Annotated in this window: 32 protein-coding genes and 2 pseudogenes; all 34 read left to right on the top strand. The window is 62.9% G+C overall.

What is annotated here, in order from left to right; genetic code table 11:
* The first annotated feature begins 209 nt into the window (after positions 1-209).
* The 34 genes and pseudogenes from TVNIR_RS02920 (at position 210) to TVNIR_RS03070 (ending at position 13,883) form a co-directional block, all read left to right on the top strand.
* A complete protein-coding gene (locus tag TVNIR_RS02920) occupies positions 210-461 on the top strand; it encodes a type II toxin-antitoxin system Phd/YefM family antitoxin (RefSeq protein ID WP_015257482.1) in 252 nt (83 codons plus the stop codon).
* 3 nt (positions 462-464) lie between these two features.
* The gene (locus TVNIR_RS02925) at positions 465-899 is read left to right on the top strand and encodes a type II toxin-antitoxin system VapC family toxin (protein ID WP_015257483.1); all 435 of its coding nucleotides are present in this window, start codon (positions 465-467) and stop codon (positions 897-899) included.
* A gap of 120 nt (positions 900-1,019) precedes the next feature.
* Complete coding sequence (locus tag TVNIR_RS02930; protein ID WP_015257484.1) at positions 1,020-1,265, top strand: type II toxin-antitoxin system ParD family antitoxin; 246 nt, start codon at positions 1,020-1,022, stop codon at positions 1,263-1,265.
* Positions 1,262-1,549, top strand: coding sequence for a type II toxin-antitoxin system RelE/ParE family toxin (locus TVNIR_RS02935; RefSeq protein WP_043739169.1), 288 nt, complete (start codon positions 1,262-1,264; stop codon positions 1,547-1,549). The genes TVNIR_RS02930 and TVNIR_RS02935 overlap by 4 nt, the downstream gene beginning before the upstream one ends.
* Before the next feature lie 19 nt (positions 1,550-1,568).
* Positions 1,569-1,688 (top strand): annotated as a pseudogene (locus TVNIR_RS18555) (transposase); the annotation flags it as partial.
* A gap of 119 nt (positions 1,689-1,807) precedes the next feature.
* Entirely contained in the window at positions 1,808-2,032 is a 225-nt protein-coding gene (locus tag TVNIR_RS02940; RefSeq protein ID WP_015257486.1) for a type II toxin-antitoxin system HicB family antitoxin, read from the top strand.
* A 217-nt stretch (positions 2,033-2,249) separates the two neighbouring features.
* Entirely contained in the window at positions 2,250-3,212 is a 963-nt protein-coding gene (gene fcl, locus TVNIR_RS02945; RefSeq protein ID WP_418081376.1) for a GDP-L-fucose synthase, read from the top strand.
* A 156-nt stretch (positions 3,213-3,368) separates the two neighbouring features.
* Positions 3,369-3,689: a helix-turn-helix domain-containing protein gene (locus TVNIR_RS02950; protein WP_015257488.1), complete on the top strand. Its 321-nt coding sequence runs from the start codon at positions 3,369-3,371 to the stop codon at positions 3,687-3,689.
* 36 nt (positions 3,690-3,725) lie between these two features.
* Positions 3,726-3,947: a hypothetical protein gene (locus TVNIR_RS02955; protein WP_237251712.1), complete on the top strand. Its 222-nt coding sequence runs from the start codon at positions 3,726-3,728 to the stop codon at positions 3,945-3,947.
* 101 nt (positions 3,948-4,048) lie between these two features.
* Positions 4,049-4,351: a type II toxin-antitoxin system RelB/DinJ family antitoxin gene (locus TVNIR_RS02960; protein WP_015257490.1), complete on the top strand. Its 303-nt coding sequence runs from the start codon at positions 4,049-4,051 to the stop codon at positions 4,349-4,351.
* Positions 4,352-4,356: 5 nt separating this feature from the next.
* Positions 4,357-4,563: pseudogene (locus TVNIR_RS18560) on the top strand (type II toxin-antitoxin system RelE/ParE family toxin); the annotation flags it as partial.
* Between the two features lie 73 nt (positions 4,564-4,636).
* Positions 4,637-4,864, top strand: coding sequence for a type II toxin-antitoxin system Phd/YefM family antitoxin (locus tag TVNIR_RS02965; RefSeq protein WP_015257491.1), 228 nt, complete (start codon positions 4,637-4,639; stop codon positions 4,862-4,864).
* Positions 4,854-5,294 carry a type II toxin-antitoxin system VapC family toxin gene (locus TVNIR_RS02970; protein WP_015257492.1) on the top strand — a complete coding sequence of 147 codons (441 nt, stop codon included), beginning with the start codon at positions 4,854-4,856 and terminating at the stop codon, positions 5,292-5,294. The genes TVNIR_RS02965 and TVNIR_RS02970 overlap by 11 nt, the downstream gene beginning before the upstream one ends.
* 240 nt (positions 5,295-5,534) lie before the next feature.
* Positions 5,535-5,777: a winged helix-turn-helix transcriptional regulator gene (locus TVNIR_RS21360; protein WP_015257493.1), complete on the top strand. Its 243-nt coding sequence runs from the start codon at positions 5,535-5,537 to the stop codon at positions 5,775-5,777.
* 41 nt (positions 5,778-5,818) lie between these two features.
* Entirely contained in the window at positions 5,819-6,001 is a 183-nt protein-coding gene (locus tag TVNIR_RS02980) for a GDP-L-fucose synthetase (protein WP_015257494.1), read from the top strand.
* Between the two features lie 121 nt (positions 6,002-6,122).
* Complete coding sequence (locus tag TVNIR_RS19545) at positions 6,123-6,740, top strand: DUF433 domain-containing protein (RefSeq protein ID WP_052316597.1); 618 nt, start codon at positions 6,123-6,125, stop codon at positions 6,738-6,740.
* Positions 6,724-7,101: a DUF5615 family PIN-like protein gene (locus TVNIR_RS02990; RefSeq protein WP_043739172.1), complete on the top strand. Its 378-nt coding sequence runs from the start codon at positions 6,724-6,726 to the stop codon at positions 7,099-7,101. The genes TVNIR_RS19545 and TVNIR_RS02990 overlap by 17 nt, the downstream gene beginning before the upstream one ends.
* A 354-nt stretch (positions 7,102-7,455) precedes the next feature.
* A complete protein-coding gene (gene relB, locus TVNIR_RS02995) occupies positions 7,456-7,680 on the top strand; it encodes a type II toxin-antitoxin system RelB family antitoxin (protein ID WP_015257497.1) in 225 nt (74 codons plus the stop codon).
* Positions 7,664-7,966 carry a type II toxin-antitoxin system RelE family toxin gene (locus TVNIR_RS03000; RefSeq protein WP_015257498.1) on the top strand — a complete coding sequence of 101 codons (303 nt, stop codon included), beginning with the start codon at positions 7,664-7,666 and terminating at the stop codon, positions 7,964-7,966. Before relB ends, TVNIR_RS03000 begins: the two co-directional genes overlap by 17 nt.
* A 152-nt stretch (positions 7,967-8,118) precedes the next feature.
* The gene (locus TVNIR_RS03005; RefSeq protein ID WP_015257499.1) at positions 8,119-8,388 is read left to right on the top strand and encodes a BrnT family toxin; all 270 of its coding nucleotides are present in this window, start codon (positions 8,119-8,121) and stop codon (positions 8,386-8,388) included.
* A complete protein-coding gene (locus TVNIR_RS03010) occupies positions 8,372-8,671 on the top strand; it encodes a BrnA antitoxin family protein (RefSeq protein ID WP_043739175.1) in 300 nt (99 codons plus the stop codon). Before TVNIR_RS03005 ends, TVNIR_RS03010 begins: the two co-directional genes overlap by 17 nt.
* A gap of 177 nt (positions 8,672-8,848) precedes the next feature.
* Positions 8,849-9,022, top strand: a complete 174-nt coding sequence (locus tag TVNIR_RS19970; RefSeq protein WP_015257501.1) for a hypothetical protein — start codon at positions 8,849-8,851, stop codon at positions 9,020-9,022.
* Positions 9,012-9,224 carry a type II toxin-antitoxin system HicB family antitoxin gene (locus TVNIR_RS03015; RefSeq protein ID WP_043739178.1) on the top strand — a complete coding sequence of 71 codons (213 nt, stop codon included), beginning with the start codon at positions 9,012-9,014 and terminating at the stop codon, positions 9,222-9,224. The genes TVNIR_RS19970 and TVNIR_RS03015 overlap by 11 nt, the downstream gene beginning before the upstream one ends.
* Before the next feature lie 163 nt (positions 9,225-9,387).
* A complete protein-coding gene (locus TVNIR_RS03020) occupies positions 9,388-9,708 on the top strand; it encodes a type II toxin-antitoxin system RelE/ParE family toxin (protein WP_015257503.1) in 321 nt (106 codons plus the stop codon).
* Positions 9,705-10,028 (top strand): helix-turn-helix domain-containing transcriptional regulator, encoded by a 324-nt coding sequence (locus tag TVNIR_RS03025; protein ID WP_015257504.1) that lies wholly within the window; start codon positions 9,705-9,707, stop codon positions 10,026-10,028. Before TVNIR_RS03020 ends, TVNIR_RS03025 begins: the two co-directional genes overlap by 4 nt.
* A 151-nt stretch (positions 10,029-10,179) precedes the next feature.
* Positions 10,180-10,392 carry a type II toxin-antitoxin system HicA family toxin gene (locus tag TVNIR_RS03030; RefSeq protein WP_015257505.1) on the top strand — a complete coding sequence of 71 codons (213 nt, stop codon included), beginning with the start codon at positions 10,180-10,182 and terminating at the stop codon, positions 10,390-10,392.
* A gap of 9 nt (positions 10,393-10,401) precedes the next feature.
* Positions 10,402-10,833 carry a type II toxin-antitoxin system HicB family antitoxin gene (locus tag TVNIR_RS03035; protein ID WP_015257506.1) on the top strand — a complete coding sequence of 144 codons (432 nt, stop codon included), beginning with the start codon at positions 10,402-10,404 and terminating at the stop codon, positions 10,831-10,833.
* A 138-nt stretch (positions 10,834-10,971) separates the two neighbouring features.
* Positions 10,972-11,223: an AbrB/MazE/SpoVT family DNA-binding domain-containing protein gene (locus TVNIR_RS03040; protein WP_015257507.1), complete on the top strand. Its 252-nt coding sequence runs from the start codon at positions 10,972-10,974 to the stop codon at positions 11,221-11,223.
* A gap of 108 nt (positions 11,224-11,331) precedes the next feature.
* On the top strand, positions 11,332-11,553 hold the full coding sequence (locus TVNIR_RS03045; RefSeq protein WP_052316598.1) for a PIN domain-containing protein: 222 nt from the start codon (positions 11,332-11,334) through the stop codon (positions 11,551-11,553).
* A 112-nt stretch (positions 11,554-11,665) separates the two neighbouring features.
* Positions 11,666-11,965 carry a nucleotidyltransferase domain-containing protein gene (locus TVNIR_RS18575; RefSeq protein WP_083499327.1) on the top strand — a complete coding sequence of 100 codons (300 nt, stop codon included), beginning with the start codon at positions 11,666-11,668 and terminating at the stop codon, positions 11,963-11,965.
* Complete coding sequence (locus TVNIR_RS03055) at positions 11,962-12,453, top strand: hypothetical protein (RefSeq protein ID WP_043739181.1); 492 nt, start codon at positions 11,962-11,964, stop codon at positions 12,451-12,453. Before TVNIR_RS18575 ends, TVNIR_RS03055 begins: the two co-directional genes overlap by 4 nt.
* Positions 12,454-12,770: 317 nt before the next feature.
* Positions 12,771-13,109 (top strand): MarR family EPS-associated transcriptional regulator, encoded by a 339-nt coding sequence (locus tag TVNIR_RS03060; protein WP_169794311.1) that lies wholly within the window; start codon positions 12,771-12,773, stop codon positions 13,107-13,109.
* A 190-nt stretch (positions 13,110-13,299) separates the two neighbouring features.
* Positions 13,300-13,602, top strand: coding sequence for a type II toxin-antitoxin system RelB/DinJ family antitoxin (locus TVNIR_RS03065; protein WP_015257511.1), 303 nt, complete (start codon positions 13,300-13,302; stop codon positions 13,600-13,602).
* Between the two features lie 5 nt (positions 13,603-13,607).
* Positions 13,608-13,883 (top strand): type II toxin-antitoxin system RelE/ParE family toxin, encoded by a 276-nt coding sequence (locus TVNIR_RS03070; protein WP_015257512.1) that lies wholly within the window; start codon positions 13,608-13,610, stop codon positions 13,881-13,883.
* Positions 13,884-13,972 lie beyond the last annotated feature (89 nt).

Genomic DNA, 13,972 nt, shown 5'->3' on the forward strand with positions numbered 1-13,972 from the left:
GACCCCGGTTCGAACCCCCGAAAGCCGATTCGCGTGCGAGGCACGCTCCTACAGCGCGGTACCGAGCGGCATTGAACTACGCCGCGATAGAGGCCCGGATGGGGAACGCACCCGGCCGTCCCGCCAAGGATCCGCAGGTCAGGCGTCGGTCGGGCGAATCTCCGTATGCTAGAATGGAATGACTAATTGGTCATCAAAGGAAGCCTGTCATGCGTACCCTGTCGCTCGCTGAGGCAAAGACTCACCTCTCGTCCGTGCTCGATCAGGTCCAGGCTGGGGAGGAAATCATCATTACGCGGCGGGGCAAGCGCGTTGCCCGTGTCGTTCCCGAGCGGGATTTTTCGGCGCAGGATCAAACGGCCATCCTGAGCGAGCTCCGAACCTTTCTGGCGAGGCAAAAACCAGCGCAGGAGACGGCGGTGGCCCGGGTGCGCGAATTGCGGGATGACGCCCGCTACTGACCGATGCGCTATGCCGATACGTGTCTGCTGCTTTCCCTGATCTATCGCGATTCAGGTAGCGAGGCGGCGCTGGCCTGGCTGGAGCACGCAGGGACCGGAGAGATCCTGATCAGTCACTGGTCGCTCACCGAATTCGTGAGTGCTGTCGGCATCATGGCGCGCCGCGGGGACATGGATGCGCGCCTACACCGAGAAGGCATCGCCCACTGCCGTCATTTTGTGGCGGCCCGACTGCAGGTCGAGCCCCCTAGCGCGGCCGACTTCGAACGCGCGGCGGTCTGGATGGAGGATTACGCGTCCGGTTTGCGCGCCGGGGATGTCCTGCATCTGTCCATCGCGGCCCGAGTTGGCGCCATCGTATGCAGTGCCGACAACACCTTGCTGGCTGCGGCAGCGGACCTTGGGTTGGCCATCGAGGCCGTGCCTCCGCAACCGTGATGGAAGCCTCCAGCCCTCGCGATGACGGTAGGGAGCCTTCGGTTCTCGCGTATGGGTGTGTAGACGCATCCTTGACAACTATTGACAAAGATTGCCATAATTAGGCACGGAGGTGGTGTTATGGCAACGATGAATGTTTCCCTACCCGATGCGATGAAAGCCTGGGTTGATCAGCGTTCTCGCTCAGGTCGATACAGTAACGCGAGTGATTATGTCCGTGACCTGATACGGCGCGATCAGGAACGTTCCGCCAAAATCGCCCAGATCCAGGCTATGGTGGACGAGGCGCTCGCCACTGGTGAGGGCCAGCGGACCATGGATGAAATCGAAGCCGAGGCGCTGTCCAGAATCGCCGCACCGAAGTGAGTTTTTTTACCCTCAGTCGTTCAGCGGAAGAGGACCTGATTCAGATCTACCTGGAAGGCGCCACATCGTTCGGGCTTGACCAGGCCCAACGCTATCACCAAAGGCTTTCTCAGGCGTTCGAGTTTCTTGCAGAGAATCCCCAAGCGGCCCCGGTGCGGCAAGAACTGAGCGCCTTGATTCGTGTTCACCCGGTGGGCTCGCACATTGTGCTTTACACCATACGAGATCACGATATTTACATCCTTCGGATTCGGCACGGTCATGAGGACTGGCTGGATCATTGAAGCAAAGCGTAGATGGATCATCGCGCCCCGCTACTGGAAAGGCACGCTGTGGTCGCCGTCCTACTTGGCCGGGAGCAGTGGCGGTGCGCCCACTGCGATCATTCGCCAGTACATCGAACAGCAGCGGACACCACCCTGAAGACGCAGGACGGCTACGCCGTCGGCGCGATCCTTCCCCGCCCTGAACGGCGGGGCTTGCCGCGCACCGGGTTAGACAGGTCCGGGGCATACTGGTGAAATATCGGCTTGGAGAGAACGATGTCGATTAAGTACGAGCTCATCGTGTACTGGATCGTGTACTGGAGTGAAGAAGACCAGGCGTTCGTGGTCGAAGTCCCGGAACTTCCCGGTTGCATGGCCGACGGATCGAGCTACGAGGAGGCCATTGCCAACGCTCAGCGGGTGATCGAAGACTGGATCGACACCGCGCAGCGTCTGGGGCGCCCCATTCCAGAACCCAAAGGACGCCTGATGTACGCCTGACCAAGCGGTGCGCTGATGGCACCACTCGCGTAGAGGGCGCGCTCCCAGAAAAACATCCCCCGGCCAGGGCCTGTTGCCCTCGCGATGACGCTAATACTCCGCGACTGCGAGGAACGCGGCCTTCAGCCGAGGCCTACCGCCACCTGAAGCGTTACTGGGACCCCGAGGTCCGCGAACGCCTGCACCACGGCCGGCACCCGCCCGCCTTCGAGAACCTCTGCAAAACATGACCAAAATCTTCGTCGCCGGCCACAACGGCATGGTCGGTTCCGCCATCGTCCGCGCGCTGATCGCACGCGGGCATGACCCGGCGCGAATCCTGACCCGCACGCGCTCCGAGGTCGATCTCCTGAGCGCCGCGGAAGTGCGCGACTTCTTTGCCGAAGAACAGCCGCAGCAGGTCTACCTCGCCGCGGCGAAGGTCGGCGGCATCCACGCGAACCACACCTATCCGGCCGAGTTCATCCACGACAACCTGGTCATCGCGACGAACGTCATTCACGCGGCGCACCGGCACGACGTGCCGAAGCTCCTGTTCCTCGGCTCCTCCTGCATCTACCCGCGTCATGCCGAACAGCCGATGCGCGAGGACGCGCTGCTCACCGGGCCCCTGGAGCCGACCAACGAGCCCTACGCCATCGCCAAGATCGCCGGCATCAAGCTCTGCGAGAGCTACCGCCGCCAGTACGGCCGCGATTACCGCAGCGTGATGCCCACGAACCTCTACGGGCCAAACGACAACTACCACCCCGAGAACAGCCACGTGGTGCCCGCACTGCTGCGCCGCTTTCACGAGGCCAAGGAGCAGAACGCGTCCGAGGTGGTCATCTGGGGCACCGGCGCGCCGAAGCGCGAGTTTCTGCACGTCGATGACATGGCCGCGGCCTGCCTGCACGTGATGGACCTGCCCGAAGAGACCTACTGGGGTGCGGTGCAACCGATGCAGAGCCACATCAACATCGGCACCGGGCAGGACTGCAGCATCCGCGAACTCGCCGAGACCATCGCCCGCGTGACCGGCTACGAAGGCCGCCTGACCTTCGACAGCAGCAAGCCCGACGGCATGCCGCGCAAGCTGCTCGACATCAGCCTGATCCGCTCGCTGGGCTGGGAGCCGCGCATCGCGCTCGAAGACGGCCTGAACGACGCCTACCGGTGGTTCACCGAGAAAGCCCTATAGGTGCTGGCCCCGCCCGCGAACGGTCCTTGAACGCTCGCCAGTGTGCACGCTCCCCCACGGCGCCAGGAACGGCTTCGTACAAACGCCAAAGCAGGACATGGACCTGATTCGAGAGCGATTGAAAGCAGCGCAAGAGCACGCAGCAGGGTGCACGAAATGACACAGATCGAAAAGGGCGCAACCAACATCTACCACGACCTTGGCTTTCCGAATGCCGAGGAAATGCAGGTGAAAGCCATGCTGGCTGCGAAAATTGGCGAAATCATCAAGCATCGCCATCTCACGCAAATGCAGGCCGCTGAGCTGTTGGGCATCACCCAGCCGAAACTCTCGGGCATGCTGCGGGGCCAATTTCGAGGCATCAGCGAAAGCAAGATGATCGACTGCCTGAATCGTCTGGGGCGAGACGTGGAAATTGTCGTGCGCAAGCCGTCCCACGCTCGCAAGGCCGGCCATACTCGCGTCGTAGTCGTCTGATTGGACGGCAAACGGGGAGGGTAGGATGGGATGCCGGTGAGCATGGAAATCAAACCGATTCGCGACGAGCCAGCCTACCGCGAAGCCTTGCAGGAGATTACCGTGCTGATGGAAACCGATCCTGCGCTGGGCACGCCGGAAGGCGACCGGCTGGATGTGCTTGCCACCCTCGTGGAAGCCTATGAAGCACGCACGTTCCCGATGGACCTGCCGGATCCTGCGATGTCGAAACCACGATCGACATCCTCCCCGTCCTGAACGGCGGGGAAGGAAAACCCAGACCTTGGTGCCAATGCGCCCTGCGAGCGTCATTCAAATGCATTACAATTGGGTCCCGACTGCATTCGTGGAGATCAGTGATGGCAGGCAACAATGCTCTGGTGCAAACGCGGGTCGACCCGGATGTGAAGGACCGCGCTTCGGCGGTACTCGAGGGGCTCGGGCTGACGGTTTCGGATGCGGTCCGTATGCTGCTGACGCGGATTGCCAACGAAGGTGCGCTGCCGCTCGAACTGGCCGTGAAGCCCGGGGCGTACGATGCATGGTTTCGTGCCAAGGTGCTGGAAGCGCTCGATGATGGGGGTCCGCATCTCGAACACGAAGAGGTTGAGGCACGGTTTGCGGCGAAACGGGATGCCGTGATGGAGAAGGCCGACCGGTGAGGTTGGTGTGGACGACGCACGCGGTGCAAGACCGCGAGCAGATCTTCGAATACATCGCACTGGATAGTCCGTCAGCTGCGTTGGCTGTAGACGGAGCCCTGAGTAAGCAGCTGAACCTCCTGAAAGAGTTTCCGGAAATCGGGCGCTCCGGACGGGTGGAGGGCACGCGGGAACTTGTCGTTCGGGGAACACCGTTTATCGTCGCATATCAGGTACGTTTGGATTCGGTCGCGGCTTCCAATGTGCTACGATCCAGAATAATGCAGCACATCCAGCAGGTGTCCGATGAAAGAGCTCAATATTCGGGAAATGCGCGCCGCCATCGGTCAGCTCGACAAACTGGTGGACGAGGCGGGCGAGATCATCGTGCGTCGCCGCGGCCGCGCGATCGCACGCATCCTGCCCATTGCCGGGACGCGTCGGCGTCCCAACCACGCCGACCTGCGCGCCCGTACCCCGCGGCTGACGACGCCGTCGGCCGAGCTGATCCGCGCCGAGCGCGATGAGCGCTGACGACCGCGTCTACCTCGATACCAGCGCACTCGCGAAGTGGTATCTCAACGAACCGGGCTCCGACGCCTTTGTCGGTTACCTGCAGGGAATCGATGTGGCCATCATCAGCAGGCTCACCCGTACCGAAATGCGTTCGCTGCTGAGTCGGCGCCGGCGCATGGACGAACTCAACGCTGAACTCCAATCCGTGCTGTATGCCGCGTTCCTGGAGGACATCGCCCGCGGCTGGCTGCAGGAGCACCCGGTGACCGACGCCTGCTTTGATGAGGCCGTGAATTTGATCAACCGCTATCCGGAACATCCGCTGCGGACACTCGATGCCTTGCACCTCGCTCTGGTCAACCAGATGGGGATCGCGACGCTCGCGACCGCCGATACCGTGATGGCCGAAGCCGCTTCCTCCATGGGACTCGCGGTGAGACGGTTCTGAGCGGTGGTCACCGCGAACGCGCCGCAGGCGCGGGTGAGGTGGGTGCGGAGACCAGCGCCGATTCGCGTGCTAGGCACGCTCCTACAGGGGGCCACCCAGACACGGCGGGCCACCCGGACCCTGTAGGAGCGGGCCCTGCCCGCGAACGCGCCGCAGGCGCGGGTGAGGTGGGTCCCACATCCAGCACCGCTTCCTCCGCAGGCACCCGCACACCGGGCGACGCACGGGCAGGGCGGTAGCGTGCCCGATCACGCCCCAGCCCCTGCGCACGCCGCAACCCCCCTCCACCGCATCCGGGCGAAAGTCGGGGAGGGGGCCGAGCGCAGCGCTGACACCACCACCGACCTCGAACCCCTGAAAACCCTCATCGAAGAAACCCGCCTGCACGTCCTGCGCCTGCTGGCGGAGAACCCCGAGCTCACCCAGCGCGAGCTGGCGGCGGCGCTCGGCATCAGCGTGGCCGCGACCCGGCGCGGATCCTGACCCGCACCCGCTCCGAGCTCGATCTCCTGAGCGCGGCGGAAGTGCGCGACTTCTTTGCCGAAGAACAGCCACAGCAGGTCTACCTCGCCGCCACCAAGCCCGACGGCATGCCACGCAAGCTGCTCGACATCAGCCTGATCCGCTCGCTGGGCTGGGAGGCGCGCATCGCGCTCGAAGACGGCCTGAAAGACGCCTACCAATGGTTCACCCAACACGCCCTGTAGGAGCGTGCCTGCTCGCCAACGCGTCGCCGGCGTGTCGTGCGCTGGCAAATCAACCACCGCGTGAACGATACCCGCATCTGCTAAAATTAAGCCTCACGCTGAAGCCAGGATAGTGGAGGCCATGTCCATCGAGATCGATACCCGCGTCGCGGCCGCGGTGCTGCGACAGAATCCGAAGCTCATGCGCCAGGAGTTCACCCGGGTGCTCGGGCGAAAGCGACCCGCGCAATCAGGGCGCCGGCTCGCGTTCCACTTCCGCGATCTCCTCTATTTCCGCTTGAAGGCCTCCCTGGAGGAAAGCGGTGTGTCCTTGAAGCCGGAAGATCGTCAGGAACTCTATGCCGTGATCATGGGCCGCGATGGGCAACGGGGGCGTTGGCGCCGTTTCGGGCAGCAGCTACGGCACAACGGGGATACACCGATCGTGATCGACCTCTCCCGGATCGCAACCCATCTCCACACCGAGTGGCGCGACTACGTGCTTGGCCGCGCGCAGATCGAAACTCGCCCCGACGTCTGTTCCGGACAGCCCGTGTTCAAGGGGACCCGCGTGCCCGTGGCCCAGGTGGTGGCGATGATACGGCGTGGGGTTCCGCTGCCAGAGATTGCCGAGGACTACCCCGGTATCGACCGAGCGGCATTGAACTACGCCGCGATCGAGGCCCGGATGGGGAACACACCCGGCCGGCCCGCAAAGGAGCTGCAGGTCGGGCGTCGGCCGGGTGAAGCTGCTCATTGACGGAAACCTCTCGCCGCGTTTGGCCATATGGGCGAACGACCTGGGCATTCCGGCGCAGGCGGTGGGCCACGTGGGGCTGCAGGGAAAGTCGGATCAGATGGTCTGGGAATATGCCTACCGCAATGATCTGATCGTGGTCACCATCAACGTCGGCGACTTCATCCATTTGGCTGCATCGGCGGAACTGCACCCCGGCGTCATCGTGCTGCGCGAAGCGGGCCTGAACCGACTGGAACAGTGGGAACGTCTGCGCGACGCGATCGCGTTCGTTCAGGCGGAATGCGCAGGCGACCTGGTCAACCGGGTTCTGGAGATCCGCGGCAAGGAGGCCTTCCGGCTGCACGTCCTACCGGCAGAATGATTGCCTCACGAATCACTGAATATGGAAACCTCAAAATTTCCGTGCCTTCCGTGCCTTCCGTGGCCCAAACCCTTCCGTGTCTTCCGTGTCTTCCGTGGCCCAAACCCTTCAGTGTCGTCCGTGTCTTCCGTGGCCAAAAACGCCCTTGACCTCCGGTTTTCAAGCTCTACTCACATCCGTGCCCATCCGTGGCTAGAAAAGCCCTACAAAGGGGTCTGACCCCGATTCGAAGCCCCCCGATTCGAAGCCCCGAACGCCGATTCGCGTGCAGGCACACCCCTACAGGGGCATTGCGACGCGCACGGCGTCCGGGCTTTCGCTATACTTGTATAGCAATTGATTGGAGGTCATCCCATGCTCGCATTAAGGCTTCCCGAGGATGTGGAAGAACGCCTGGCGGCCCTCGCCAAGGCCACAGGTCGAAGCAAGAGCTACTACGCCCGCGAGGCGATCCTGCAGCATCTGGACGATCTGGAAGACATTTACCTGGCTGAGCAGCGCCTGATCGATCACCGCAAAGGAAGCGCCGAGACAGTCTCCATGGATGAAATGAGGCGCCGGCTTGAGTTGGACGATTGAATTTGATCGCCGCGTCGAGAAAGACCTGCGTGCATTGGACAAGCCATCGGCACGCCGGATTCTGAAATACCTGAACGAGCGTATCGCGCCATTGGACGACCCACGGCGTCTGGGCAAGTCGCTCACCGGGGAATTGGGCGAATACTGGCGCTACCGCGTGGGCCCGTACCGAATCATCGCATCGATAGAGGATCAACGGTTTCGGGTGCTGGTGGTGCGTGTGGCTCACCGCAATGAGGTCTATCGCCAGGGCCTCGGGGCTCGCAATGACAGGCCGTCGCGATGACGGTGGGTGAACCTGTAGGAGCGGGCCCCGCCCGCGAACGCGCCGCAGGCGCGGCTGAGGTGGGTGCGGCATCCAGCACCGATTCGCGTGCGAGGCACGCTCCCACCGAGGCATCGGTGATGCCGACCTGAGCCCGTTTGCTCTGGATTTCCATGGAACTGGAATACGACCACGACAAGGACGTGCGCAATCTCGCCAAGCACGGCGTGTCCCTCGCAGAGGCCTCGAGACTCGAGTCGGATACGCTTCTTGCTTGGGAAGACCGGCGCAAGCACTACGGTGAACCGCGGATGGCGGGACTTGCTCTGATGAACGACCGGCTCTACTCGGTAGTCCATGTAGAACGAGGAGCGAGACGCCGTATCATCAGTCTGCGCAAGGCCAATCGCCGAGAGGTGAACCGCTATGCATCTGAAAACTAGATCGGGCCGAAGGGTGATCCTGCCCACACCTGAGGAGGATGCAGTCCTTACGGCAGCCGCTGCGGACGATCCCGATAACCAGGTCCTGAGCGATGACGAATGGGACGAAGCCCGGCTCCGTGCCGTCCGCCCCGAGCCCGATACGGGCAAGGAACGCGTAGCGGTGCGTTTCTCCGAACCGGTGGTTCAACGTTTTCGTGCCACGGGTTCCGGGTGGCAACGACGCATGGATGCAGCCTTGCAAGATTGGCTGAAGCATCACAACCCGGAGCAATTGCCGTAGCGCCGATGTCCTCGTGCAGGAGCGAGCCCCGCCCGCCGTCGCGCCGCAGGCGCGCCTCACGCTGGGAGTTCGTTGAACGCCGATTCGCGCGCAGGCACGCTCCCGCGGGTGCATTTCGCGCGGGAAGGCAAACCCCGAAGCGTGCCCTCTGCTCGACACCGGAACCAAGGATGGAGAATGGGAAGATACTCGAAGCTCAAGGCGGTCATCCTCGCGGGGACCGCCGACGCCAATGTGGATTTCGCTCCCTTGTGCCAGCTTCTGGAGGCGAACAAGGCCAAGCCGTATCAGGTCAGACAGGTCCGGGGCATGCTGGTGAAATATCGGCTTGGAGAGAGCGATGCCGATTAAGTACGAGCTCATCGTGTACTGGGTTGAAGAGGACCAGGCGTTCGTGGTCGAAGTACCTGAACTTCCCGGGTGCATGGCCGATGGGTCGAGCTACGAGGAGGCCGTTGCCAACGCTCAGCGGGTGATCGAAGACTGGATCGACACCGCGCAGCGTCTGGGGCGCCGCATTCCAGAACCCAAAGGGCGCCTGATGTATGCCTGACCAACCGGCGGGCTGCTGGCCAATTCGCGTGCAGGCACGCTCCTACAGGGCGGGCACCCGGACCTTGTAGGAGCGGGCCCTGCCCGCGAACGCGCCGCAGGCGCGGGTATGGCGTTTGGGGTCCACGACGAATCTGTAGCCTGAAAGCTACAAACGGAGTACCATGCAGCTATTCCGTTACCAACGGTCGGATGGATCCGAGCCGTTCACCGAATGGCTCAATGGGGTTACGGACAAGGTCACCCAGGCCAGAATCCGTGTTCGTCTTCAGCGACTCGCGGCTGGAAACCCCGGCGATGTAAAGCCCATCGGTGGCGGCGTCAGCGAGCTCCGGTTGCAGTTTGGTGCCGGATACCGCATCTACCTGTCCCAACAGGGCGCAACATGGATCCTCCTGCTATGCGGGGGAGACAAATCCAGCCAACAACGGGATATCGCCAAGGCGCAGAGCTATCTCGAGGACTGGAAAGCGAGGCAGAAATGAAGAAAGCCGCCGTATCCCATCACGAAGCCGAAGTTCGGGAATTGCGTGCGGATCCCGAGCTCGCCGTGGCCTACCTGAAGGCCGCGATGGCTTCTCTCGATGATCCCGAAGATCGCGCTGCAGGCCTTCTTGCATTGCGCACCGTTGCCGAAGCCTACGGTGGGCTGGGTGCTGTGGCCGCCGAGGCAGGCATCAGCCGCGAATCGCTCTACCGGGCGTTGTCACCCAGGGGCAACCCGACCCTGAAAACGCTCGTGGCTGTGTTGAAAACGGTGGGCATGCGGCTTTCCGTCGAACCCGAGCATCGCGAGTCGGCATAAAGCGCCGATTCGCGTGCATGGCACGCTCCCACAGGGGGGGGCACCCAGACAAGGCGGGCCACACGGACGTTGTAGGAGCGAGCCCTGCTCGCGAACGCGCCGCGGGCGCGACCCCAGGTTGAACAACGGACAAAAATGTCCGATACTCGCAATGAAAGGTAGCGAATTCCTGAAGCGAATCCGTAAGCTCGCCAAACACCGAGGACTCGCATTCGAGTGGCATCCGAATCTCGGCAAAGGCTCTCATGGTGTGCTGAAGCTCGGCGACCGACGAACCGTTCTCCGCAACCCCAGGGATGAACTCAAGACCGGAACGCTGCACGCGATGCTCAAGCAACTCGGGCTGAAGGAAGAGGACATCTGAGACAGCGTCATGCATAGCTTCGTTTATCCCATCGGCTTGATCGACGATCCGGACGGCGGCTTCGTGGTGGCCTGTCGGGACCTGCCTGAGGTCATCACCCAGGGCGAGAACCGCGCGCAGGCACTGGAAGAGGCGGAAGGTGCCTTGCAGGCCGCGATCGAAATGCGTATCCAGGACGGTACCGACATCCCGACGGCGAGCCGCGCGAGGCGTGGAGAACACCTGGTGGCCGTACCCATCGGCACCGCAATGAAGGCGGCCTTGTATCTCGCCATGCGCGAGCAGGGCGTCAGCAAGAGCGAGCTGGCCCGTCGACTTGGCGTAAATGAAAAGGAAGCCCGACGCATGCTGGATCCGAGGCACAGCACCAAGGTCCCAGCGCTTGAACACGCGCTACACCTATTGGGCAAGCGGGTGGAACTGCGCGTAAGCGGGGCGTGATTTCCGCTTCGCGGGAGTGCCCGCGGATCGCCACGGGCCCCGGTCTCCCAACAACGCCCACACGGATTCGGCTTGCCCTGTAACGGCCGCCCGATGTCATGTCTGGACATCGTTTAGACATTCCCCGGAGAAGCACCCATGGTCAGTGCCGTTCTCGACATCAAACGCTGGGGCAACAGCCTCGGTGTGAGGCTTCCCGTTGGCGTGGCACGTGCGGCGCATCTGCATGCCGACCAGCCAGTACGGATCGAAGTGGAAAACGGCCGCGTCATCATTACGCCGCTGGAAGACCAGACACTCACGCTGGAGCAGCGCCTGGAGCGCTTTGATCCGGCGCGGCACGGCGGCGAGGTGATGGACACCACGGCAGTCGGCGCTGAACCGTGGTAGCCAAAAAGAAGGACGGGGTTCCCGCGCGTCCGGATGTGATCTGGATCGACTGCAACCCGCAGGCAGGGCGCGAAATGCGCGGCCTGCGCCCAACGTCTCGACGAGCTCGTGCAACTCGACCTGCCCAACCGTATCGCGGTTTTCGACGTGCGCGCGGCAGAGCGGGCCGCAAGCCTGGCGGCCGACCGCAAGGCCCGCGGTCGTCCCGCGGAACTGCGCGACACCTTCATTGCCGGCATTGCCATCGCCCGTGGCGCTACGCTCGCCACGCGGAACGCGAAGCATTTTGAAGATTTGCCGACTCCGGTCGTGAACCCCTGGGCTGCGTGACACCGCCGGATGGCATCTGCAGGCGTGGCGACGGGCCGGACCTTGTAGAAGCGAGCCCTGCTCGCGAACGCGCCGCCCGTGAAGCCGCGAAGCTCCTGCTACAATCCACCTCATGCGTCTCAGTCCGGAACACAGGCAAACGATCCGTGAAGTGGTCCGCCGCGAATGCGGGTCCGACACACGCGTTCGCGTGTTTGGTTCACGCCTGGACGATACGGGGCGCGGCGGCGATGTGGATGTGCTCGTCGAGTTCGATTGGCCGGTAGAACGCCCCGCGCTGGTTTCGGCGCGGCTCTCGGCCATGCTCAGCCGCCGATTGGATGGGCGTTCCGTCGATGTCGTCCTCTCCGCTCCGAACCTCCGCCGACACACGGTCCATCGGGTTGCCCAGGAGAAGGGACAACTTCTTTGAACATCGACCCCGAACAGCTAAATCGCCTTCAGTTTTTGAGTCGCGTCGTTCAGCGCGAGCGGCGGCATCTCCTGACGACCGACCAACGCGTTTTCAGCAAGCCTTTCACGCCAGCGCGTGCAAGCACATTGGCGGACAACATCGATGAAGCAGAGCGTGTCGAAGCGTTTGTGAGCCGGTTCGGGCGTCTTCAGGATACGCTGGGCGACAAGTTGCTTCCTCTATACCTCGAAGCGGTGGGCGAACGCCTTGGGGCGGCGATCGACAATCTCGATCGGGCGGAAAAGCTTCGCTTGATCCCTTCCACCGATGGCTGGCTGACCATGCGCAAGCTGCGCAATCAAATGGTGCATGAATACATCGAGGACGCGGTGATCCTGGCTGACGCGCTTCAGGCGGGCCATGAATTTGCACCGACCCTGAGCGCCGTGGTGGAAAACATCCTCGCGGACATGCGAGCACGCGGGTGGTCGGACGCCAACGGGTAGACCGTTAACCTCCGCTGCAAGCTCCGGGGACGGTATTCAATTCCGTCCCCATCCCACGCGGCCCCGCGATCCAGCGCCGCGGCCCGCGCGGCGGCTGGGTGCAACTCTGCCACCTAGGGGTTGGATGTCAATGTCGTTCCCCACCTGAACGACCATTCACAAGTCTTAACGAACGACCTATATCCCGCTGGGCCTATACCCACCCTTCGCCACTCCTCATATCTTCCGGAGGATGCCGCCACAGGCTCGCCCCGGCGCTTCAAAGTGCGCACGGGCAGGGCGGTAGCGTGCCCGAAGCCAAAAGCCAATCCGAAGCCCTGAAAGCCCTCCCCGAAGAGACCCGCCTGCAGGTTCTGTGCCTGCTCGCGGAGAACCCGGAGCTCACCCAGCGCGAGCTGGCCGATGTCCTGGGCATCAGCCTGGGGGCGACGAACTGCGTTCTGCGCGCGCTGATCGACAAGGGATGGATCAAGGCCGAGAACCTCCGCAAGAGCCACCGCAAGCGCGCCTACGCCTACTTGCTCACCCCGGCGGGGCTTGCCGAGAAGCTGCGCGTGACCCGCGCCTTCCTCGCGTTGAAGCAGGCGGAGTACCGGGCGATCGAACAGGAGATCGAGGCGTTGCGGCGGGAGTTGCGGGAAGAGACCGGCACGTGAGCGGCGGGGCGGGCGTCTTGGCCGAACAGGACGCCGCATCGCGTGAAGGCACGCTCCACAGGAGCACTGCCACGCGGTGACGGGTGGGGAAGCCTAGGGCCCTCGTAGCGTGCCTGTAAGCCAATGCGCCGTGCGGTCGTCATTCAAATGAATTACAATTGGGTCCTGACTGCAATCTTGGAGATCAGTGATGGCGGCCAATAATGCTCTGGTGCAAACGCGGGTCGATCCGGATGTGAAGGATCGCGCTTCGGCGGTACTCGAGGGGCTCGGGCTGACGGTTTCGGATGCGGTCCGCATGCTGCTGACGCGGATTGCCAACGAAGGTGCGCTCCCGCTCGAACTGGCGGTGAAGCCCGAGGCGTACGATGCATGGTTTCGTGCCAAGGTGCTGGCAGCGCTCGATGATAGGGCTCCGCATCTCCAACATGAAGAGGTTGAGGCACGGTTTGCGGCGAAACGGGATGCCGTGATGGAGAAGGCCAACCGGTGAGGTTGGTGTGGACGACGCACGCGGTGCAAGACCGCGAGCAGATCTTCGAATACATCGCACTGGATAGTCCGTCAGCTGCGTTGGCTGTAGACGGAGCCCTGAGTAAGCAGCTGAACCTCCTGAAAGAGTTTCCGGAAATCGGGCGCTCCGGACGGGTGGAGGGCACGCGGGAACTGGTCGTTCAGGGAACACCGTTTATCGTCGCCTATCAGGTGCGTACGGGTTCGGTGCTCATTCTCCGCATTCTTCATGGTGCACAGCAGTGGCCAGATTCACTCTGAAAAAAGCCGCCGTATCCCACCACGAAGCCGAAGTTCGGGAATTGCGTGCGGATCCCGAGCTCGCCGTGGCCTACCGGAAGGCCGCGATG

Origin of the sequence: Thioalkalivibrio nitratireducens DSM 14787 (assembly GCF_000321415.2) — a bacterium.
GTDB lineage: Bacteria > Pseudomonadota > Gammaproteobacteria > Ectothiorhodospirales > Ectothiorhodospiraceae > Thioalkalivibrio > Thioalkalivibrio nitratireducens.

Bases quoted from the DNA above. Each gene is read 5' to 3' on its own strand.
- TVNIR_RS02920 (WP_015257482.1), top strand. From the start codon at position 210: ATGCGTACCCTGTCGCTCGCTGAGGCAAAGACTCACCTCTCGTCCGTG.
- TVNIR_RS02925 (WP_015257483.1), top strand. From the start codon at position 465: ATGCGCTATGCCGATACGTGTCTGCTGCTTTCCCTGATCTATCGCGAT.
- TVNIR_RS02930 (WP_015257484.1), top strand. From the start codon at position 1,020: ATGGCAACGATGAATGTTTCCCTACCCGATGCGATGAAAGCCTGGGTT.
- TVNIR_RS02940 (WP_015257486.1), top strand. From the start codon at position 1,808: ATGTCGATTAAGTACGAGCTCATCGTGTACTGGATCGTGTACTGGAGT.
- TVNIR_RS02950 (WP_015257488.1), top strand. From the start codon at position 3,369: ATGACACAGATCGAAAAGGGCGCAACCAACATCTACCACGACCTTGGC.
- TVNIR_RS02960 (WP_015257490.1), top strand. From the start codon at position 4,049: ATGGCAGGCAACAATGCTCTGGTGCAAACGCGGGTCGACCCGGATGTG.
- TVNIR_RS02965 (WP_015257491.1), top strand. From the start codon at position 4,637: ATGAAAGAGCTCAATATTCGGGAAATGCGCGCCGCCATCGGTCAGCTC.
- TVNIR_RS02970 (WP_015257492.1), top strand. From the start codon at position 4,854: ATGAGCGCTGACGACCGCGTCTACCTCGATACCAGCGCACTCGCGAAG.
- TVNIR_RS19545 (WP_052316597.1), top strand. From the start codon at position 6,123: ATGTCCATCGAGATCGATACCCGCGTCGCGGCCGCGGTGCTGCGACAG.
- relB (WP_015257497.1), top strand. From the start codon at position 7,456: ATGCTCGCATTAAGGCTTCCCGAGGATGTGGAAGAACGCCTGGCGGCC.
- TVNIR_RS03005 (WP_015257499.1), top strand. From the start codon at position 8,119: ATGGAACTGGAATACGACCACGACAAGGACGTGCGCAATCTCGCCAAG.
- TVNIR_RS03010 (WP_043739175.1), top strand. From the start codon at position 8,372: ATGCATCTGAAAACTAGATCGGGCCGAAGGGTGATCCTGCCCACACCT.
- TVNIR_RS19970 (WP_015257501.1), top strand. From the start codon at position 8,849: ATGGGAAGATACTCGAAGCTCAAGGCGGTCATCCTCGCGGGGACCGCC.
- TVNIR_RS03015 (WP_043739178.1), top strand. From the start codon at position 9,012: ATGCCGATTAAGTACGAGCTCATCGTGTACTGGGTTGAAGAGGACCAG.
- TVNIR_RS03020 (WP_015257503.1), top strand. From the start codon at position 9,388: ATGCAGCTATTCCGTTACCAACGGTCGGATGGATCCGAGCCGTTCACC.
- TVNIR_RS03025 (WP_015257504.1), top strand. From the start codon at position 9,705: ATGAAGAAAGCCGCCGTATCCCATCACGAAGCCGAAGTTCGGGAATTG.
- TVNIR_RS03030 (WP_015257505.1), top strand. From the start codon at position 10,180: ATGAAAGGTAGCGAATTCCTGAAGCGAATCCGTAAGCTCGCCAAACAC.
- TVNIR_RS03035 (WP_015257506.1), top strand. From the start codon at position 10,402: ATGCATAGCTTCGTTTATCCCATCGGCTTGATCGACGATCCGGACGGC.
- TVNIR_RS03040 (WP_015257507.1), top strand. From the start codon at position 10,972: ATGGTCAGTGCCGTTCTCGACATCAAACGCTGGGGCAACAGCCTCGGT.
- TVNIR_RS18575 (WP_083499327.1), top strand. From the start codon at position 11,666: ATGCGTCTCAGTCCGGAACACAGGCAAACGATCCGTGAAGTGGTCCGC.
- TVNIR_RS03065 (WP_015257511.1), top strand. From the start codon at position 13,300: ATGGCGGCCAATAATGCTCTGGTGCAAACGCGGGTCGATCCGGATGTG.